This window comes from uncultured Veillonella sp., assembly GCF_963524655.1.
In the GTDB taxonomy this organism is placed as follows: Bacteria; Bacillota; Negativicutes; order Veillonellales; family Veillonellaceae; genus Veillonella.
Genome location: NZ_CAURHA010000018.1, coordinates 16892 through 34254, shown reverse-complemented (window position 1 = coordinate 34254; position 17363 = coordinate 16892). Strand labels below are relative to the sequence as shown.

Genomic DNA, 17363 nt, shown 5'->3' with positions numbered 1-17363 from the left:
ATATAATAGGCTCCCTTGCATACTCACTATATAATTATGCTTTCAATATTACTACTTTATTCAGATTTGTCAAATGATTATTCTGACACATTTGCCTCTACGCTTTATTTTTCAGTCTCATCTTGCTCTTTACTATCAGCAGAGTCTACTTTTTCAGTAATAACGATATGACCATCTTTTACATCAGCAAGTAAGTGTTTTACATCGATGTTGTCTAAGTAGAAGTCTGTTACACTATCGCGGATTTCAGTTTCTACAACGCGGCGTAATGGACGAGCGCCCATAGCTTTGTCATAACCTTGTTCCATCAACAAGCCTTTAGCTTCTTCAGTTACATCTAAAGTAATACCTTTTTTAGCTAATGTTTTATTTACTTGAGCCAACATTAAGTCTACGATTTTTTTCAAATCGTCTTTGCTTAAGTGATTGAATTCAATTACACCGTTGAATCGGTTCAAGAATTCTGGGCGGAAGTATGGTGCAATGCGTTCCATGATGTCAGTTTTGTTTTCATCTTGATCATCAGCACCAAAACCAAAACCTGCATTAGATGTAGCGATGATAACTGTGTTTTTGAAGTTTACTGTATTACCTTGACCATCTGTTAAGCGACCGTCATCCAATACTTGTAAAAGCAATGTAATAACTTGAGGATCTGCTTTTTCGATTTCATCGAAAAGAACGATGGAATATGGATTACGACGAACGCGTTCAGTCAATGTGTTGGAGTTATCTTCATAACCTACATAACCTGCTGTAGCACCGATCAATTTGGATACAGCTGTGCGATCGCTGTATTCGGACATGTCTAGGCGGATGATAGCGTCTTTATTACCGAACATGTCGATAGCCAATTGTTTAGCCAATTCAGTTTTACCTACACCAGTAGGACCTACGAACAAGAAGCTACCAATTGGACGGTTGCCTTCGTCAAAGCCAGCACGGTTACGACGAATAGCACGAGATACAGCCTCTACTGCTTTATCTTGACCGATTACATGTGCTTCCAAGCGAGATTTCATGTCTTTCAAGCGTTCAATATCAGACGCGCCCATTTGAGATACAGGAATACCTGTCATTCTTTCAACAGCTTCTGCTACGTCGTTCACTTGAGCCACTACTTTTTGGTTTTCTGTATGGTTATCAAGCTCTGCTTGTAATTTTTGAATACGCATTTTTTCGTTGATAGCGGATTCATAATCTTCTTTTTGAGCATATTCCTCTTGTTTTGCTTTTGCTTCTGCAATATCTGCTTCTAATGTTTTAATATCAGTTACAGGATGTTGAGATGCTAAGTGAGCTGCCGTTACATCGATCAAGTCGATTGCTTTATCTGGCAAGCTACGTTGAGGAATGTATTGTACGGAATAATCTACCGCCGCTTTCAAAACAGCGTCAGGTAATTCAATATTATGATGTGCTTCGTACAATGGACGAATACCTTGCAAGATTTTGAAAGTATCCTCTGCAGATGGTGCGTTTACTTTTACTTCGTTGAAACGACGAGCCAATGCAGCGTTTTTCATAATTGTATTACGGTATTCATCTTGTGTTGTAGCACCGATTACGGATAATTCACCACGAGAAAGAGCAGGTTTCAAGATATCTGCTAAACCTTTAGAACCTTGACCATCACCAGTGGAACCAGCACCTAAGATTTGGTGAATTTCGTCGAAGAACAAGATAATATTGCCAGCGGCTTTTACCTCTTTAATAAGGTTTTGAATATTTTCTTCGAAAGAACCACGGTATTGAGTACCTGCTTCTAAGCCAGAAATATCGATGGAAATGATTTCTTTATTTCTAATAGCAGCTGGTACATCGCCATTTACAATAGCTTGTGCCAAGCCTTCTACTACAGCAGTTTTACCTACACCAGCATCACCTACGAGTACTGGATTGTTTTTAGTACGACGTGCTAAGATTTCTGCTGTTTCTTGAATTTCTTTATTACGACCAATTACAGGATCGAGTTTACCGTCACGAGCTTGGTCAGTCAAGTTAGTACCTAAACGAGCAAGGATACCATCTTGTTTAATTTTACCTTGTTGTGCAGCTTGAGCAGCTTGCATTTCTTCATTAGATGGTAAACGACCAGTTTGACGGTAGTAAGCAAACTCCTCTGGAGTTACTTCACGACCATTAATTTTATAACTGCGTCGTTCTGTGGAATAACCACCCATATTACCCATCAATTGATTAAACAAATCATTCATGCTGCTAAATTCATTACCAAAGTTGTTAAAGTTGTTGTTCATATATATAACCCCCTCATACATCATAGAGTTTAACTATTTGACTAATACTATTTTTACTGGGTTTCTTAACCCTGTGACATAATAATAACCCTATAAAGTCAAAAAGTCAATATGTCAAAAAGGAAATTTTTGACTATTTTTTGACTTTTTTATTTGACCAATGTGTTTCAAGGATAAAAACATAGCTAAATACTGAGTTTGTAGGCGGTTAAGAAAATTGAACTTTTGAGTTATTTATTACAAATCATATTGTTTATATTGATTTATTACCTATATAATAAAAGTAAAAGTCAATATATAAGAAATTAAAAGTCAAATATATAGTAAAGGAGTTTGATTTATGACACTGAAGGATCCGAAAATCGGCAATCCCCAACCCCCCCAAGAGTCCCCCATCATAACTAGTGATACTAATAAAGAATTAAAAAAGCGGATAAAAGACATTTCGCTACAAGTGTTAGAACGTAATTACAAACTATATAAAGCATTGGAGAATAAATGAGTACACAAAACATTCAACTCACCTTACAAGATATTTGTGAACTCCACACACAATTAGAAGGCTCATTTATCCTCTCTCCAGGCATCCGTGACAAAAACTTGTTAGCCTCAGCAGTAAAAACCCCGTTCCAAACCTTTATGGGTAATGACTTATATCCATCTATCTACGATAAAGCGGCACAATTATGTTATGGTATAGCCAATAATCATCCCTTTACAGACGGCAACAAACGAACTGCACTCCACAGTATGTATGTGTATTTAATCATTAACGGATATGATATTACCGCTACACAACAAGACGTTGAAAATTTGATTATCAATGTAGCTGCAGGAAGAATGGATAATACAGAATTATCAAAATGGTTACAAGAGAATACAATCCAAATAGAGAATCTATAATCCTAGCTGAAATAAAAAGTGCTGTAATGGAATGCGATAAAATCGCTTTCTAGTACAGCACTTTTTGTAATTACTATATTTCCCCGCTTAATAAGCTAATAAAAAACACCTTGCATAAGCAAGGTGCTAATTTTTGGTGATCCAGGAGGGATTCGAACCCCCGACCCACGGCTTAGAAGGCCGTTGCTCTATCCAACTGAGCTACTGAACCATGTGGATTACCTATATATGTAATTATCTATTATAGTATAAATTATGTAGTATATATCGTCAATATGACGTTTTACCCTAAAAAAGGCAAAAAAAAATGGAGCGGGTGAAGGGAATCGAACCCTCGCGACCAGCTTGGAAGGCTGGGGCTCTACCATTGAGCTACACCCGCAAATAAAAAAATGGTCGGAGCAGCAGGATTCGAACCTGCGACCCCCTGGTCCCAAGCCAGGTGCGCTACCAAACTGCGCTATGCCCCGTCATTAATTACTTGCTAATTATAGCAAACCTGGTAGTTGATGTCAACCACTACTCTTGCTGAGTTTTCTACTCTTTCGAGTATCGCTCTGCAACGAAAATAATTATATCATCGATACCAAATAGTGACAAGTACTTTTTTACAACTTCATTAATTTTTTAAATTTTATTCATACATATACAAAACATGCACCCCTTTCGAGGTGCATGTCATATTGTTCTATAGTTATTTTATGGTTATGCTAATGCTTTTAAAGCAAATAGATTAACCTTCATAGCTACCGTCTTCTACTACGCCAGGGTTTTTAGCGATACCTTGTTTTACAGCAACTTCAGCAACTGCTTTAGCAACAGCTGGAGCTACACGAGGATCGAATACGGATGGCATTACGTTTTCTTCGTTCAATTCGCTATCAGGAATCAAGTTAGCCAAAGCGTCAGCAGCAGCTAATTTCATTTCATCAGTGATTTGAGAAGCACGTACGTCGATAGCACCGCGGAATACGCCAGGGAATACCGCTACGTTGTTGATTTGGTTAGGAGCGTCGGAACGACCTGTACCTGCAACGCGGATACCAGCAGCTTTCATATCTGCATATGTAGCTTCTGGGTTAGGGTTAGCCATTGCAAATACGATGGCATCGTCAGCTAAGTTTTCCAAAATTTCTTTTGTGAATACGCCTGCTGCGGATACGCCAAGAAGAATGTCAGCGCCTTTAGCATTTTCAGCCAAGTCACCATGTTTTTCTTCAAGTTTAAGCAAGTCAATCAATTCGGATTGCAAGGAGTCAAGACGTTTGTAATCTTTGTGCAATACGCCAGAGGATACTAACAATGTAATATCACGAGCGCCTGCAAGGTATAACAAGCGAGCAATGTTCGCACCAGCTGCACCAGCACCGTTTACGATGATTTTAGCAGTCGCTAAATCTTTTTTAACTAAACGAAGAGCGCCTTTTACACCAGCTAAACATGCGATTGCAGTACCGTGTTGGTCATCATGGAATACAGGAATTTCCAATTCTTCTTTCAAGCGATTTTCGATATCGTAGCATTTAGGAGAAGAAATGTCTTCCAAGTTAATACCAGCAAAGTTTTTTTGCAATAATTTTACAGTGTTGATCAAAGTATCAGCATCTTTAGTATCTACAACCAATGGAATGCAGTCTACATCACCGAATTTTTTGAACAATAAGGATTTACCTTCCATTACAGGCAATGCTGCTGCAGCGCCGATATCGCCAAGACCAAGTACACGAGTACCGTCGGAAACTACGGCAACCATATTGGAACGGCATGTTAATTCGAAGGATTCAGCTTCGTTATCTTTAATACGCAAGCATGGCTCAGCTACACCTGGAGTGTAAGCTACAGACAAGTCATGAGCGTCTTTCAATTCATATTTAGTCCCTACAGTAAGGAAACCTTTCAATTCACGTTTTTTCTGTACTGCTAATTCACGTACGTCCATAATAATTCTCCTTTGTGGAAACACTCGGACTCTTTAGAGTCGGTAATTAATACCATAAACTAATTGTATTATACAAAATGATAAATAACAACACAAGTTTTTTTGATATGGTTATCGATTTTTTTAGATTTAAATAGTATTAATCTCTGTTAACGAAAATTATGATAAGTAAACAAAAAGTAGATAAGCCAACTAAGACTTATCTACTTATGCATTATATTCGTATTTTGCTATATATAGATTTTGAAAAATATTTCAAATTTACTGTTAAGCTTTTACAGATGGTAAATTGCGACCATAGAATATTTCCATCATTTCTTGTTTTAATTGCTGTTTAATTTGCTTAATTTCACGATCGCTCAATTCAGCTTCGGTAATACCAAAGAGATAGTTATCCAAATCGAACTCTTTTAACATCATCTTTGTATGGAAAATATTTTCTTGGTATACGTTTACGTCAATCATGTTGTACATGTTGCGAGTTTTCGCATTGATGTAGTTTTGGATGGAATTGATGCGATGGTCGATATAGATTTTCTTACCAGATACGTCACGAGTAAAACCACGTACATGGTAGTCCAATGTAAGGATATCGGAGTCAAAGCTTTGAATCAAATAGTTGAGTGCTTTAAGCGGAGAAATCTGACCGCATGTAGACACTTCAATGTCGGCACGGAACGTACTAATCCCTTTGTGCGGATGGCTTTCAGGGTAAGTATGTACAGTAAGGTGAGATTTATCAAGATGCATGACTACATCTTCCTTTTCAATTTCCTCTTCAGAAATCAAAATCGTAACAGACGCACCTTGAGGGTCGTAGTCTTGTTTTGCTATGTTAAGAATGTTAGCACCGATAATACGGCTTACCTCTGTCAAAATAGCTGTTAAACGATCTGCATTGTATACTTCATCAATGTACTGAATGTATTGTTTTTTCTCTTCTTCCGTACGAGTATAACAAATATCATAAATATTAAAACTCAATGTCTTTGTGAGATTATTAAAACCATATAATTTCATTTTAGGCTTTGCTTTAACTGGTGTATCCATGATATGTCATAACCCTTTCCATGCATAGACTTACTATTTTTTGAAAGCTTTTCAAGACGTTACCACTTGAAGCTTTCACCATATAACTAAACAATATCTTGTTTATACACAAACTCTACATCAAACTGACCATTATCGTAAGTAACGATGGCAAAGGTACCACCAGAGCGGTCACGAGCCAACGAAATACTGCCAGGATTCACAAATACCGCATCACGAACACGAACCTCACCATGATGATGGCTATGGCCAGATACGATAAGGCGCGCACCCATATCAGCTCCTAACTCAATCAGTTTTTGTATACGATTATAATATGATACCTCATGACCATGAGTCATGTAAATATAGGTATCCTCTAGCGGAATCAACTGCTCTCTCGGCTCAAGAGGTTGTACACGGTCGTTATTACCACGCACTGCATATACAGGAATATCCGTATGCTCCTGCATGTAACGAGCATCATCACCAAAATCTCCAGCGTGAAGCCACATATCGATGTCTTGATCTACTGTAGCCTCCAAGACGAGGTCAATATCCTCTAGATACCCATGGGTATCACTTAAAATACCAATTCGCTTCATTTTATAAATTCTCTAATACTATTATATTACATATTTAAATGAACTATACCATATAGTTCGAAAATATCAAAGCTTGTTAATTAATTCGCGTAGTGCACGGCCACGATGGCTAATCTTTTCCTTTTCTTCGATGCTAAGTTCAGCCATTGTTTTCTTGAACTCAGGCACATAGAAATACGGATCATAGCCAAAGCCATTATCCCCTTTTGGCTCATCTTGGACAAGGCCATCGCAATAGCCTTCTGCTGTCACTTCACGACCATCAGGATATACAAGGGCTAAAGCACACACATAATGACCTGTGCGGTCGCTTTTACCTTGAAGCTCACGAATCAATTTTTCATTATTAGCTTGATCATCACCGTGATGACCAGCATAACGAGCAGAATACACACCTGGTGCCCCATTAAGAGCATCTACGGTGATGCCAGAATCGTCAGCAAGGCACGGACGATTGGTAGCCTTTGCATAATAGCGGGCTTTTAAAAGAGCATTTTCCATAAAGGTTGTACCTGTTTCCTCTGGTTCCTCAATAGAAATGACATCTTTCACCGGTAAACAATCGATAGATAAATGGGAAAAAGCCTCGGAAAATTCGCGAATTTTACCTTTATTGCCTGTTGCTAATACGATTTGTTCCATCTTACACCTCCGGAGCTGTAGGATAAACCTTACCTACTTTATCTGCCGTCGCGCCAAGTACTTCACGTTGTTTAGCCATAAGTTCATCTGTAGCAGCCTCTGCTAAATCAAGTAATGCATTGAGTTCATCACGGGTAAAGGTACCATGTTCGCCTGTACCTTGTACCTCAACCATATTGCCAGATCCAGTACGCACTACATTCATATCAACGATAGCGGCACTATCCTCTTCATAGCAAAGGTCTGTAATAGGACCGTCAGGACCAATACCTACAGAAATAGCGGCACACAAATCAGTAATTGGGAATTTACCTGCTCCACCAAAGGTGAAGTCCACCGCATCAACAAGGGCCACAAAAGCTCCTGTAATAGAGGCTGTACGCGTACCACCATCGGCTTGGATAACGTCGCAATCGATCATAATAGAACGTTCACCTAGTGCTTCAAGGTCTACGACAGCGCGCAACGCACGACCAATGAGGCGTTGAATTTCTACGGTACGGCCCGTTTGTTTCCCCTTAGCAGCCTCACGGCTCACACGAGTTTGAGTAGAACGTGGCAATAAAGAGTATTCAGCGGTCACCCATCCTTGACCAGAACCTTTTAACCAGCGCGGCACAGAATCCTCAACAGTAGCCGTACAGATAACCTTCGTCTTACCGCACTCAATAAGTACAGAACCTTCTGCATACTCTGTAAAATTCCGTGTTATTTTAATAGGTCGCAATTGACCTGCTGTTCTATTATCGCTGCGCATAGGAACCTCACCATTCTAAAACTAAACATTAGAACGCCCCTTACACAAAGGGGCGTTATTTCTTCTTATTATATCACAATTTAACTATTTTTTATTACCATGAATCAGATTATAGTTACCGATTCTAACTGAATATGATTCAGTACCATGAGTTACATGGTACTTTAAGAATCTACCACTATACCTCATATTGGCCATCACCGAGAGGATCTACTACAACATAACGACTAGCCCCTCCCTCTGCTTTAGCTCGTTTAGCCTCTGCTATTGCATCTTGGCGAGTTTCCGTATCTGCTTGCCAAGGAATAAATATAGCATATACACTTTGTGGTCCATAAGGTCCATATTGGCCTCGTGAAAGTACGCTATGCCATCCTACCTTATCTTCGTACATGCGCACCTTTTCAAGGCGTTCCTCTTGTACGCCCGTTTCATCATAATACACATTGTAACGGTTCGACCATATATCACCTACGCCTGTGCGTTCCTCTTCTGCCATCGTATGACGATTCGCCCATTGGACCTTCCACTTACCGATGAGGTCATCTATATAGGTAGTTACATTTTGGCTTTGCTTATATTTATCAGGGTCAAAAGCAGGTTCAACGACCCTACTGTAATCAAGTCCTGCCATAGATAAAATGATACCCGTATTTACATAAGGTAATGCTTCCTGTACAGAGTAACCACCTTCTAAGACGGCTATATCTGCTTGCAACAAATCTACAAGCTCCGCATAGCCCTTTGCAGTAACCTGCATATTAGCTAAAGGATCGCTAAAGTGATTATCTTGCCCTGCAGAATTGATAACTATGTCTGGATTAAAGTCTTCTAGGATTGGCAATACTAATTCACGCATAACCTTCATCAAGCCTTCGTCACCTGTGCCTGGCGGTAATGGAATATCTATATTGCCACCGATGGCTTGTGGTCCACCAAACTCATCCATAAAACCTGTGCCTGGATATAGGGTTCGTCCATCTTGGTGAAAACTAATGTATAGCGTATCTGGATCATGATAGAACACATCTTGAGAGCCATCTCCATGGTGTACATCTGTATCTACTACAGCCACCCGTTTAATACCATAGGTTTGGCGTATGTGCTGTATCATAACGGCTTCAATGTTTATGGTACAGAATCCACGAATACCATGAACCATGGCCATCGCATGATGTCCTGGCGGTCTTACTAAAGCAAAGGCACGATCTACTTCACCACGCATAACTGCATCAGCAGCTGCAATAGCACCGCCTGCAGATACACGATGTGCTTCCGTTACCCAAGACTCTAAATCAGGAGCCCCTACATGAACACGCTCTATGGTATCCCAATCGGCTACGATAGGATTATATTCTTTGATATTAGGTATATCTAATAAGCCTTCTTCTACGATTTGATCCCGAGTGTACAGTAATCTCTCTTGCCGTTCTGGATGAGTTTCAGAAATCTTCCAGTCAAAAGCAGGGAAAAATACTAAACCTAAACTATGTTTTGGTGCATTTCTATCAGTATGTAACGTATCATCTACATTTGTATTAATACCTTTATTCATACCCGCATGTCCAAGTCCATGACGTTCACGATAGGATAGTCCCTTATTCCACATACTGTTTCACCCCCGCTGCTAGCTGTACTTTTACAGTAATTAGACGTTCCATAGACTGCCAACCTTCTACTACAGGGAAGTCTTCAATGCTAATAACCTCAACCTCTTGCGTTTTATCTAGACCTAGACGCAAAGCCTCTTCAATAAGAGCCTCTTTCGCTCGTTCAATGACTTGTTCAGCTCGTTTTAAGGTACACGTTTGTTGCTTAATACCTAACTCAGGAATGACAAGCAAGCGACGCTTTGTATCGACATGTACGGTAAGTTCAATAGTCGATAAAGCGAGAGCCGCACCGATAGCATTTGCTACAGCTGCATTTTTCGGAATTGTAACAGGCAAATTCAAATACTCGCCGATGCTTGGTCCTAAGCTAGGTGCCGTACCACCTACCACAACGATTTGGGCAGGTACAAATATATCAGGATTTACAATATCCGCTACTACATATACAGGTCGTTTGTTTTCTGCCTGTACCACCTCATCGATACCACGTTGAATTGTTTCTAATGCCCTTTCAACGATACGCTGTGCTACATCTAGAGCCGACATAGTATGAGTACAGACCTTCTCAGAATTGTGGTTTCCAAATGGATTTTCACAATCCACCTCTTTCCACTTAGCTTGTAACACATCGGCTAAGTGTTGTAAGGATTGTGTGGCAAGTTCAGTCTTACCATAGCTTGCATGACCTAATACAATGAGTGCATCCCCCAAGGTTGGTTCCGTGCCGCCTAAAGCCGCCGATGGACCTACGCGTTCAGGACCTACCGTAATATCACGATCCACTATGCGAACTACGGACTCACCGCCAATACCGACTGATGTGACCGCAAAAGATCGTACTGCACTTGGATATTCACGAATGGATACGCCATTCTTCGTCATCAATGGTTTCCCCTGTTTCCAAAGGGAAATATCTGTAGTGGTGCCCCCAATATCTAGTGCCACTGTATGCATATTATCTATAGCACCGAGAGCAGATAAACCAAGCACAGTGGCAGCAGGTCCTGTAAAAGCAGTTTCTACAGGTCGACTTACCATGTGCTCCATAGGAAGTGAGCCCCCATCGGCCTTTAATATATGAAGTGGAGCCTTAATATTTCGTGCACTCAGCGCATCTTCCACATTTTTCTTAAACACTGTAAATACTGGCATTACAGCGCTGTTAAAGTAGGCACTTATAGTACGGCGAGGAAAATTCAAGGAGCCACTCAATAAACTACCATTAGATATAGTATTATACGTTTCTTGTAATACTTCAGTGATAGATAGTTCCTCTTGAGGATTACGGACACCAAATTTTGCAGATACAGCGGCCAAATCAGTACCACTACGAGATTGAACCATTTTTGCAATATCACGTACCGCATCAGTAGAAGTACGCTCTACCACGATACCTCTGTGATCTGTGTAGCCTTGAAGATATATAGGACTCACAGGAAATATGTCATCTACGTTTCGCCCTGGACCTGTTACTACATAAAGATCTACAACTTGCTCCTTTTCTTCTACGATGGTATTCGTCACCACTGTAGTAGATAAGGTTACTTGTTCAATATGCGATGTATCACAACTATCTAAGACTGCATCTAAGGCCTCACCTATCCCTTGCATTAGATTGTCCTTTGTAGTCCGTCTTTTAGCAGTTGATACTACGCGATGACCGTCAATAATAACGGCATCTGTAAAAGTACCGCCTACATCTAAACCTAATAACATAAAACCTCCTAATTACAATATAAAAAGGCTGTACCCATCTCTATGTGATGAGTACAGCCTTCTGTTATTTACCAGATACAGATGCGTAATTTTTGATGATAACAATTGGAGTCATTTGGCTATCATTACCAAATGGATTGTCGATCAACAATTGTGCAATTTTCTTAGCATCAATGCCACGGCTTGTACCTAAGATAGCGGACCGTTTCAAGTCATTAACGTCAGCTACTACAGCGCCATAGCAACCTGTGCGAGATACGATTTTCTCAGCTACTTTATCAGGGTTTTTAGGACCATGTACGATATGTTTATCAAATGGAGGCATAGTGCCTGTTACATCGTCAGCCAAAGATGCGGCACGAGCAATAGCGTAGAACACACCTGGTTTGCGGAAAATCTTAGCAATAGCACCTAAAATAAAGGCGCCTAATACCTTCCATTTACCATCTACATCCATAGCCGCTTGCATACCATAAATGGATGCCATGGAACCATCTGGATGAATAAAACGATTAATTAAACGAGCTTGCCAGCATACGTCTAATTCTTCTGGACGAGTGAAATTCCCTTGTGTAATAGCCACTACAGATTCAGCTACACATACGATATCTTCTGGTCCAATATTATGACCACCATATTCAACGATAGCATCTACGATGTCATCATTATCTGTAAGAATACGTGTTGGTACACATACTAACTCTAATTCTGCCATTGAAATGCCTCCTTATTGGCCTAATGCGGCCTCTACTTCTTCTGGGGTCAAACGAATACGTTGTTTATCAATGTGGTAATCTTCACGACCAACCACTTGGTAGTAAATGTCGATATTCATATAAGGGAAGCCCTTAATATCTTCTCGAATATTGCCATTTTTACCTGTTAATGTAACGTATACACGAATAGTGCCACCTTTACGTGGTTTGATAATAACAGCTTCAAAATAGCCATCGTGACGTGGGCGGTTGATATCCATAGCCCATGCGTCTACTTTCACAGAATCAAATTGTTCCTCAGGCAATAATGGACGCGGGAACAAGTCCATAATCGTACCATTTTGACGACCTTTATTTACGAAAGGAACGTCACAGAACAATGTAATAGATTCAAAGTTTCGATCAGATACTTGGAAATTAGTTGCTCGTTTTGGCAACAAAATAACCTTTTCATCACCTTGTTTCAATACGAACAAACGGAATAATAAATACAGTACTGCAATAGCCACAATGATGGATACTACTACAGTTAGGACGTTATAAAACCACATAGGGCATCTCCTTTATAGTGTAATATGTTCAATGGTACGAAGATTTGTATCGAGGAATGACGCACTTAATGTATCGCCAAGGTCAATATCTTTTGTGAAATACAGTTTCACAGTACCAAGGTTTTCTTGAGGATTATAGAGGTCCTTACGCTCTAAAATACGACGCACAAGATCGCTCGTTTCATAAGCAGGATCTACGAACTGGATGCGACCAGCAGATAATTCCTCTAATAAAGGTTTAACAAATGGGAAATGAGTACAGCCCAAAACGACTACCTCAATTTCACGAGATAGTAAAGGCTCTAAATACTCTTTACTTACGTCACGAACAAAAAAGTCATCTAAATGACCTTGCTCAATGAGACCTGCCAATTCAGGGCAAGGTTGTTCCCACACCAGCACTTCAGGATCAACTTCTAAAGCAACGTGCTTATGAATATGGCTGTTTACAGTAGCCACAGTCGCCATAATGCCAATAGTTTTGCTTTTACTTTCACTAATAGCCGTTTTAACGCCTTGAGAAACCCCAACAACTGGAACGGATACGCGTTCACGCACCTCATCAAGGGCAACAACGGTGAAAGTATTGCAGGCAATAACCATCAATTTAACAGGCTGCTTCTCAAGCGCCTCTGCAATACGGCATGCTAAATACGTGATTTCATCATCACTGCGATTACCTACAGGATTGTTGGCATTATCACCGATATAGATAAAATCTTCATGTGGAAATTGTTCTTGTAATACCTTTAATACTGATAGTCCGCCTACACCGGAGTCAAATACACCGATAGGCAATTGTTGTACATTATTCATTAGGCATCTCCTCAACAGCGGCTAACATAGGCTGATAAAAAGTGTCGTCTAATCGCACAATCTTTCCTGTTGATTTTGACATAAAAGCGTTCTTAGTTTCTCCCGTCGCCAGAAGTGCACCATCACTAGCGCGTTTCATGCGATAGCGGAAAACCATTTGAGCCCGCGTCATTTTAACCAAGTACGTTTCAATGTGAAGTTCATCATCGAAATTCGCTGGCTCTTTATAATTGCAAGATACGTTCATGATAGGAAACACAATATCCTCATTCATCATATCCCACAAGGTTACACCGATGTGACGAAGGAATTCAATACGCGCCATTTCAAACCATCTAAAGTGGTTACTATGGTGCGCAATCCCCATCATATCAGTTTCGTAAAATCGTACATTTACTGAAGCAATATGCATAAATTCTGTCCTTTTTAAATAGTATACAATTTTTATTGTATATCTATTACTTTAGGGTGTCAAATAATTAAAGGCAGTTCAATCACTGTGGATCAAACTGCCTTAAATGGTAAAAGTTAGCGACTGCTACCAAATGGGAAGAATTTTTTTGCCTCTTCTTGATGGCTCGTTTTAATGTAACGATTCGCAACCTTAAAGGCTATTCCGAGTACCGCCACATCATCTAACCAACCTAATACGGCAATCGTATCCGGTACAACATCAACAGGCAATACAAGATACCCTAAGGCACCTGCAATGACTGCTTTTACATATTTCGGGGTATCTTGATCTCGTAAACAGAGGAATAAGGTTACCGCTTGTTGTACAAAGGCAAGTTTCTTACCATATCGGCCAAGAAAACCTACAAATCTTGATTCGCTAAAATACTTACCGTATTTAATAATTTTTATGGGATTCATCGTAATAATCCTTCAGCGCTTATTTGCGCAAACTACCAATTTTATCTTTCGCTGTGCTAACAGTATTTGCAGCAGCGTCTTTTGCTGTTTCTACAGCATCAGAAGCTTTAGTTTTTACTGTGTCTACTGCTGCTTGTGCGGAAGCTTTAGCCACTTCTACGCCACCTTTAGCCAATTCTTTGGCTACATCAATATTTTCTTTAGCAACGTCAATTTTTTCTTTCGCTGCATCAGATACTTTTGCTACAACTTCAGCTGCATTGTCATGAAGTTGGTATTTTGTTTCGTTATTCCATTTATCGATAGCAGGTGTTACTTTTTCTTCGTAAACTTGTTTCAATGTTTCTTTAGCAAGACCTGTTTCGTTAGCAATACCTGCCCATACGTCGCGTTGACCTTGTGTGAAAGGAATGCTAGCACCTGCATCACGAACGATTTCAGATGCAATAGCTTTACCGCTTTCAAGGAATTCAGCAACCATTGGTTTGTAGCGTTCGATATCAGAAGGCATACCATCTTGAATCCAAATATGAGCAATTTTACCAATAGCATAGGTTAATCCGATAGCTACAGGAACGCGAACTGCTTTCAAAGGAATAAGAAGGGAAATAGCCGCTGTACCTACAGCGGTGCTAAGACCACCAACTAAACCTACTACAGCACCAGATTGTAATTCTACATCATACAGATGAGCTATACGAGTTACCATGTACGTAGCATTGGCGCACAAAGCAACACTGCTGAATTTAGGGGACAATGCTAAAGCCGCTGCACGACCTGCACCCCAGAAGATAAATTGTTCAACTTGATAGTCACGATCTTGAGAACCATCCATAAGTGGCTCAAGTGTTACGCCATTATATTCTGCCATAATTATTCTCCTTTGTTGTGAACCAACTATAGGTCATATTATTAGTATTATTATACCATTCTATTGATAGAAGTGAAATGAATTTTTGTAATTATCTATAGATTTAAAAAATAAAATAACTTCCAATATTTTCTATATTACCAACTAGTGAGACCACCGTCGATAGTCCAAGCTGCACCTGTTACAAAGGACGCTTTATTACTCAATAAAAATACAATTACTTCCCCAATTTCATGAGGCTTACCAATACGTCCCAATGGATAGTGTTGGCCCATTTCAGCCTTTGCAGTAGCCTTATCTTGATGGGCATTAGCAATCTGTTTATCTACTAAGGATGTATCTACATCACCAGGACATACGCAGTTAACGCGAACACCATGCGGTGCCATCTCAAGGGATAAAGATTTTGTAAAGCTCACCACCGCACCTTTTGATGCACCATATACAGAACAAGCTACATTGCCTTGCAAGCCCGCATCGCTAGCAACGGTTACGATACTCCCCTTTGCAGCGCGCAAATACGGAAGCGCCGCTTGGCATAAGAACACAGTTCCTTTTACGTTCGTTCCAAACATTTCATCGAAAGCGGCCTCTGTCACATCAGATAGCAACTCTTCTTCATAGTAACCCGCCGCCGTTACAAGAGCAGACACACCACCAAATAGCTCCACCGTTTCTTTTACAATACGCTGACAATCTTCAATGTTAGATACATCACCTTGAATGTACTGCACCTTTGAAGAATAGCGGCGCAGCTTAGTCTTAGCCTTTTGACCAGATTTTTCGTTTCGGCCATTGATGACTACGCACCAGCCTTCTTTCAGTAAAAGCTTGGCCGTAGCAAAGCCAATACCCGATGTACCACCACTGATCAATGCCACTTGTACATCACTTTTATGAGGCATACTTTGCCCTCCTATAACGTTGAAATATAGTCATACACCAATTTCAACAACATCACTGTCGTTACTGACAAGAATACAACACGCACTAAAGACGAACCCTTAGCAATCGCTAGATGAGAGCCTAAATATGCGCCTATAATTTGTCCCACCCCTGTGGAAAGACCATATTTAATATTGACATGCCCTAAATATAAGAACACCAATAAAGACGCTACATTACTAGTAAAATTTAATATCTTCGCATTAGCTGATGCGTGTAAAAAATCAAATCCTGTAAAGATAAAGCCCATAATCAAAAATGTTCCTGTACCAGGTCCGATGAAACCATCATAGACACCAATACCAAGAGCAAAAGCCATACATATATATAAAGCTTTGCCCGCTACTGCAGAAGTGCGGTTCACCTCGCCCCAATCCTTTTTGAATACTACAAAAAGTGTAACACAAACGAGCAAGATGATAATAATAGGCTTTACATATAATGGGGGCAACGATACAACCGCCAATGTACCAATCATAGAACCAATAAAGGTAAATGGCAATAGTTTACGAACTAAAGAAAAATCAACCATATGATTCCGCAAAAACGTAATCGATGCACTGCCAGCCCCAAAAATACTGGATAATTTATTACTACCCAAGGCCATACTCGGCGGAAGATTTGTTAATAACATGGCTGGTACAGAAATGAGTCCACCGCCGCCCACAATGGAGTCAACAAACCCTGCGAAAGCCCCCGCTACGGCGAGCAAAATGAGTATAAGGATATCAAATGGTAAACCTGTTACCTCAATGAGCCACTCCATATAAACCTCCTACAGATAGCACATCAACGGTCGCCAAAGGGCCACCGTTGTCATGCTAGTTTATATTATTTTGCACCTAGACGATCTAGCGCTAAGGTATAACCATCAGCACCATAGACTAAGCATCTTTTGACACGGCTAATCGTTGCCGTGCTCGCACCTGTTTCTTCTACGATTTTTTCATAGCTATCCCCTGCACGCAACATTTTTGCAACTTGCAAGCGTTGAGATAAAGCTTTTAGTTCATTAATCGTGCAAATATCTTCAAAGAATGCATAGCATTCCTCTGTATTTTCAAGGGTTAAAATAGCGGTGAATAACTCATCGTTTTGTTGACTTCTCAATTTTTCATTGATGCTCATA

General features: G+C 40.1%; 18 protein-coding genes and 3 tRNA genes. 1 reads left to right on the top strand and 20 read right to left on the bottom strand.

Annotation, left to right across the window (positions count from 1 at the left end; all coding sequences use genetic code 11):
- Positions 1-104: 104 nt before the first annotated feature.
- The gene (locus RYM16_RS05135; protein WP_314982729.1) at positions 105-2258 is read right to left on the bottom strand and encodes an ATP-dependent Clp protease ATP-binding subunit; all 2154 of its coding nucleotides are present in this window, start codon (positions 2256-2258) and stop codon (positions 105-107) included.
- Between the two features lie 498 nt (positions 2259-2756).
- Between RYM16_RS05135 and RYM16_RS05130 the strand changes: the two genes are divergently transcribed.
- On the top strand, positions 2757-3161 hold the full coding sequence (locus RYM16_RS05130; RefSeq protein WP_314982727.1) for a type II toxin-antitoxin system death-on-curing family toxin: 405 nt from the start codon (positions 2757-2759) through the stop codon (positions 3159-3161).
- A 134-nt stretch (positions 3162-3295) separates the two neighbouring features.
- On the opposite strand, the gene RYM16_RS05125 is transcribed toward RYM16_RS05130, so the two are convergent.
- The 19 genes from RYM16_RS05125 to RYM16_RS05035 all read right to left on the bottom strand — a co-directional run bounded on the left by RYM16_RS05125 (position 3296) and on the right by RYM16_RS05035 (position 17362).
- Positions 3296-3372: transfer RNA gene (locus RYM16_RS05125), tRNA-Arg, on the bottom strand.
- 97 nt (positions 3373-3469) lie between these two features.
- Positions 3470-3543: transfer RNA gene (locus tag RYM16_RS05120), tRNA-Gly, on the bottom strand.
- 11 nt (positions 3544-3554) lie between these two features.
- Positions 3555-3631, bottom strand: a tRNA-Pro gene (locus RYM16_RS05115).
- Between the two features lie 263 nt (positions 3632-3894).
- On the bottom strand, positions 3895-5100 hold the full coding sequence (locus RYM16_RS05110) for an NADP-dependent malic enzyme (RefSeq protein WP_296002739.1): 1206 nt from the start codon (positions 5098-5100) through the stop codon (positions 3895-3897).
- A gap of 267 nt (positions 5101-5367) precedes the next feature.
- Complete coding sequence (speD, locus tag RYM16_RS05105) at positions 5368-6150, bottom strand: adenosylmethionine decarboxylase (RefSeq protein ID WP_314982725.1); 783 nt, start codon at positions 6148-6150, stop codon at positions 5368-5370.
- Positions 6151-6236: 86 nt separating this feature from the next.
- Positions 6237-6734 (bottom strand): YfcE family phosphodiesterase, encoded by a 498-nt coding sequence (locus RYM16_RS05100; RefSeq protein WP_314982723.1) that lies wholly within the window; start codon positions 6732-6734, stop codon positions 6237-6239.
- A gap of 66 nt (positions 6735-6800) precedes the next feature.
- Positions 6801-7376, bottom strand: coding sequence for an XTP/dITP diphosphatase (locus RYM16_RS05095; protein WP_314982721.1), 576 nt, complete (start codon positions 7374-7376; stop codon positions 6801-6803).
- A gap of 1 nt (position 7377) precedes the next feature.
- Complete coding sequence (gene rph, locus RYM16_RS05090; protein WP_314982719.1) at positions 7378-8133, bottom strand: ribonuclease PH; 756 nt, start codon at positions 8131-8133, stop codon at positions 7378-7380.
- Positions 8134-8311: 178 nt separating this feature from the next.
- Positions 8312-9742, bottom strand: coding sequence for a histone deacetylase (locus RYM16_RS05085; RefSeq protein WP_314982717.1), 1431 nt, complete (start codon positions 9740-9742; stop codon positions 8312-8314).
- Positions 9732-11462: a hydantoinase/oxoprolinase family protein gene (locus RYM16_RS05080; protein WP_314982715.1), complete on the bottom strand. Its 1731-nt coding sequence runs from the start codon at positions 11460-11462 to the stop codon at positions 9732-9734. The genes RYM16_RS05085 and RYM16_RS05080 overlap by 11 nt, the downstream gene beginning before the upstream one ends.
- A 64-nt stretch (positions 11463-11526) precedes the next feature.
- Complete coding sequence (locus tag RYM16_RS05075) at positions 11527-12177, bottom strand: coenzyme F420-0:L-glutamate ligase (protein WP_009352036.1); 651 nt, start codon at positions 12175-12177, stop codon at positions 11527-11529.
- Between the two features lie 12 nt (positions 12178-12189).
- On the bottom strand, positions 12190-12729 hold the full coding sequence (locus tag RYM16_RS05070; protein WP_296002721.1) for a hypothetical protein: 540 nt from the start codon (positions 12727-12729) through the stop codon (positions 12190-12192).
- Between the two features lie 12 nt (positions 12730-12741).
- Complete coding sequence (gene murI / locus RYM16_RS05065) at positions 12742-13545, bottom strand: glutamate racemase (RefSeq protein WP_314982713.1); 804 nt, start codon at positions 13543-13545, stop codon at positions 12742-12744.
- Positions 13538-13957: a thioesterase family protein gene (locus RYM16_RS05060; RefSeq protein ID WP_296002714.1), complete on the bottom strand. Its 420-nt coding sequence runs from the start codon at positions 13955-13957 to the stop codon at positions 13538-13540. Before RYM16_RS05060 ends, murI begins: the two co-directional genes overlap by 8 nt.
- 116 nt (positions 13958-14073) lie before the next feature.
- Positions 14074-14418: a YkvA family protein gene (locus tag RYM16_RS05055; protein ID WP_314982711.1), complete on the bottom strand. Its 345-nt coding sequence runs from the start codon at positions 14416-14418 to the stop codon at positions 14074-14076.
- Between the two features lie 19 nt (positions 14419-14437).
- On the bottom strand, positions 14438-15289 hold the full coding sequence (locus tag RYM16_RS05050) for a hypothetical protein (protein WP_314982709.1): 852 nt from the start codon (positions 15287-15289) through the stop codon (positions 14438-14440).
- A gap of 137 nt (positions 15290-15426) precedes the next feature.
- A complete protein-coding gene (locus tag RYM16_RS05045; protein WP_314982707.1) occupies positions 15427-16194 on the bottom strand; it encodes an SDR family oxidoreductase in 768 nt (255 codons plus the stop codon).
- 11 nt (positions 16195-16205) lie between these two features.
- Complete coding sequence (locus tag RYM16_RS05040) at positions 16206-17000, bottom strand: TSUP family transporter (RefSeq protein ID WP_314982705.1); 795 nt, start codon at positions 16998-17000, stop codon at positions 16206-16208.
- Positions 17001-17065: 65 nt separating this feature from the next.
- Positions 17066-17362, bottom strand: coding sequence for a YerC/YecD family TrpR-related protein (locus RYM16_RS05035; RefSeq protein WP_004693609.1), 297 nt, complete (start codon positions 17360-17362; stop codon positions 17066-17068).
- Position 17363 lies beyond the last annotated feature (1 nt).

Excerpts from the sequence above, each read along its gene's own strand:
- RYM16_RS05035 (WP_004693609.1), bottom strand. The coding sequence starts at position 17,362 with ATGAGCATCAATGAAAAATTGAGAAGTCAACAAAACGATGAGTTATTC.
- RYM16_RS05080 (WP_314982715.1), bottom strand. The coding sequence starts at position 11,462 with ATGTTATTAGGTTTAGATGTAGGCGGTACTTTTACAGATGCCGTTATT.
- RYM16_RS05050 (WP_314982709.1), bottom strand. The coding sequence starts at position 15,289 with ATGGCAGAATATAATGGCGTAACACTTGAGCCACTTATGGATGGTTCT.
- RYM16_RS05075 (WP_009352036.1), bottom strand. The coding sequence starts at position 12,177 with ATGGCAGAATTAGAGTTAGTATGTGTACCAACACGTATTCTTACAGAT.
- murI (WP_314982713.1), bottom strand. The coding sequence starts at position 13,545 with ATGAATAATGTACAACAATTGCCTATCGGTGTATTTGACTCCGGTGTA.
- RYM16_RS05110 (WP_296002739.1), bottom strand. The coding sequence starts at position 5,100 with ATGGACGTACGTGAATTAGCAGTACAGAAAAAACGTGAATTGAAAGGT.
- RYM16_RS05100 (WP_314982723.1), bottom strand. The coding sequence starts at position 6,734 with ATGAAGCGAATTGGTATTTTAAGTGATACCCATGGGTATCTAGAGGAT.
- rph (WP_314982719.1), bottom strand. The coding sequence starts at position 8,133 with ATGCGCAGCGATAATAGAACAGCAGGTCAATTGCGACCTATTAAAATA.
- RYM16_RS05055 (WP_314982711.1), bottom strand. The coding sequence starts at position 14,418 with ATGAATCCCATAAAAATTATTAAATACGGTAAGTATTTTAGCGAATCA.
- RYM16_RS05060 (WP_296002714.1), bottom strand. The coding sequence starts at position 13,957 with ATGCATATTGCTTCAGTAAATGTACGATTTTACGAAACTGATATGATG.
- RYM16_RS05130 (WP_314982727.1), top strand. The coding sequence starts at position 2,757 with ATGAGTACACAAAACATTCAACTCACCTTACAAGATATTTGTGAACTC.
- RYM16_RS05135 (WP_314982729.1), bottom strand. The coding sequence starts at position 2,258 with ATGAACAACAACTTTAACAACTTTGGTAATGAATTTAGCAGCATGAAT.
- RYM16_RS05045 (WP_314982707.1), bottom strand. The coding sequence starts at position 16,194 with ATGCCTCATAAAAGTGATGTACAAGTGGCATTGATCAGTGGTGGTACA.
- RYM16_RS05095 (WP_314982721.1), bottom strand. The coding sequence starts at position 7,376 with ATGGAACAAATCGTATTAGCAACAGGCAATAAAGGTAAAATTCGCGAA.
- RYM16_RS05070 (WP_296002721.1), bottom strand. The coding sequence starts at position 12,729 with ATGTGGTTTTATAACGTCCTAACTGTAGTAGTATCCATCATTGTGGCT.
- RYM16_RS05085 (WP_314982717.1), bottom strand. The coding sequence starts at position 9,742 with ATGTGGAATAAGGGACTATCCTATCGTGAACGTCATGGACTTGGACAT.
- speD (WP_314982725.1), bottom strand. The coding sequence starts at position 6,150 with ATGGATACACCAGTTAAAGCAAAGCCTAAAATGAAATTATATGGTTTT.
- RYM16_RS05040 (WP_314982705.1), bottom strand. The coding sequence starts at position 17,000 with ATGGAGTGGCTCATTGAGGTAACAGGTTTACCATTTGATATCCTTATA.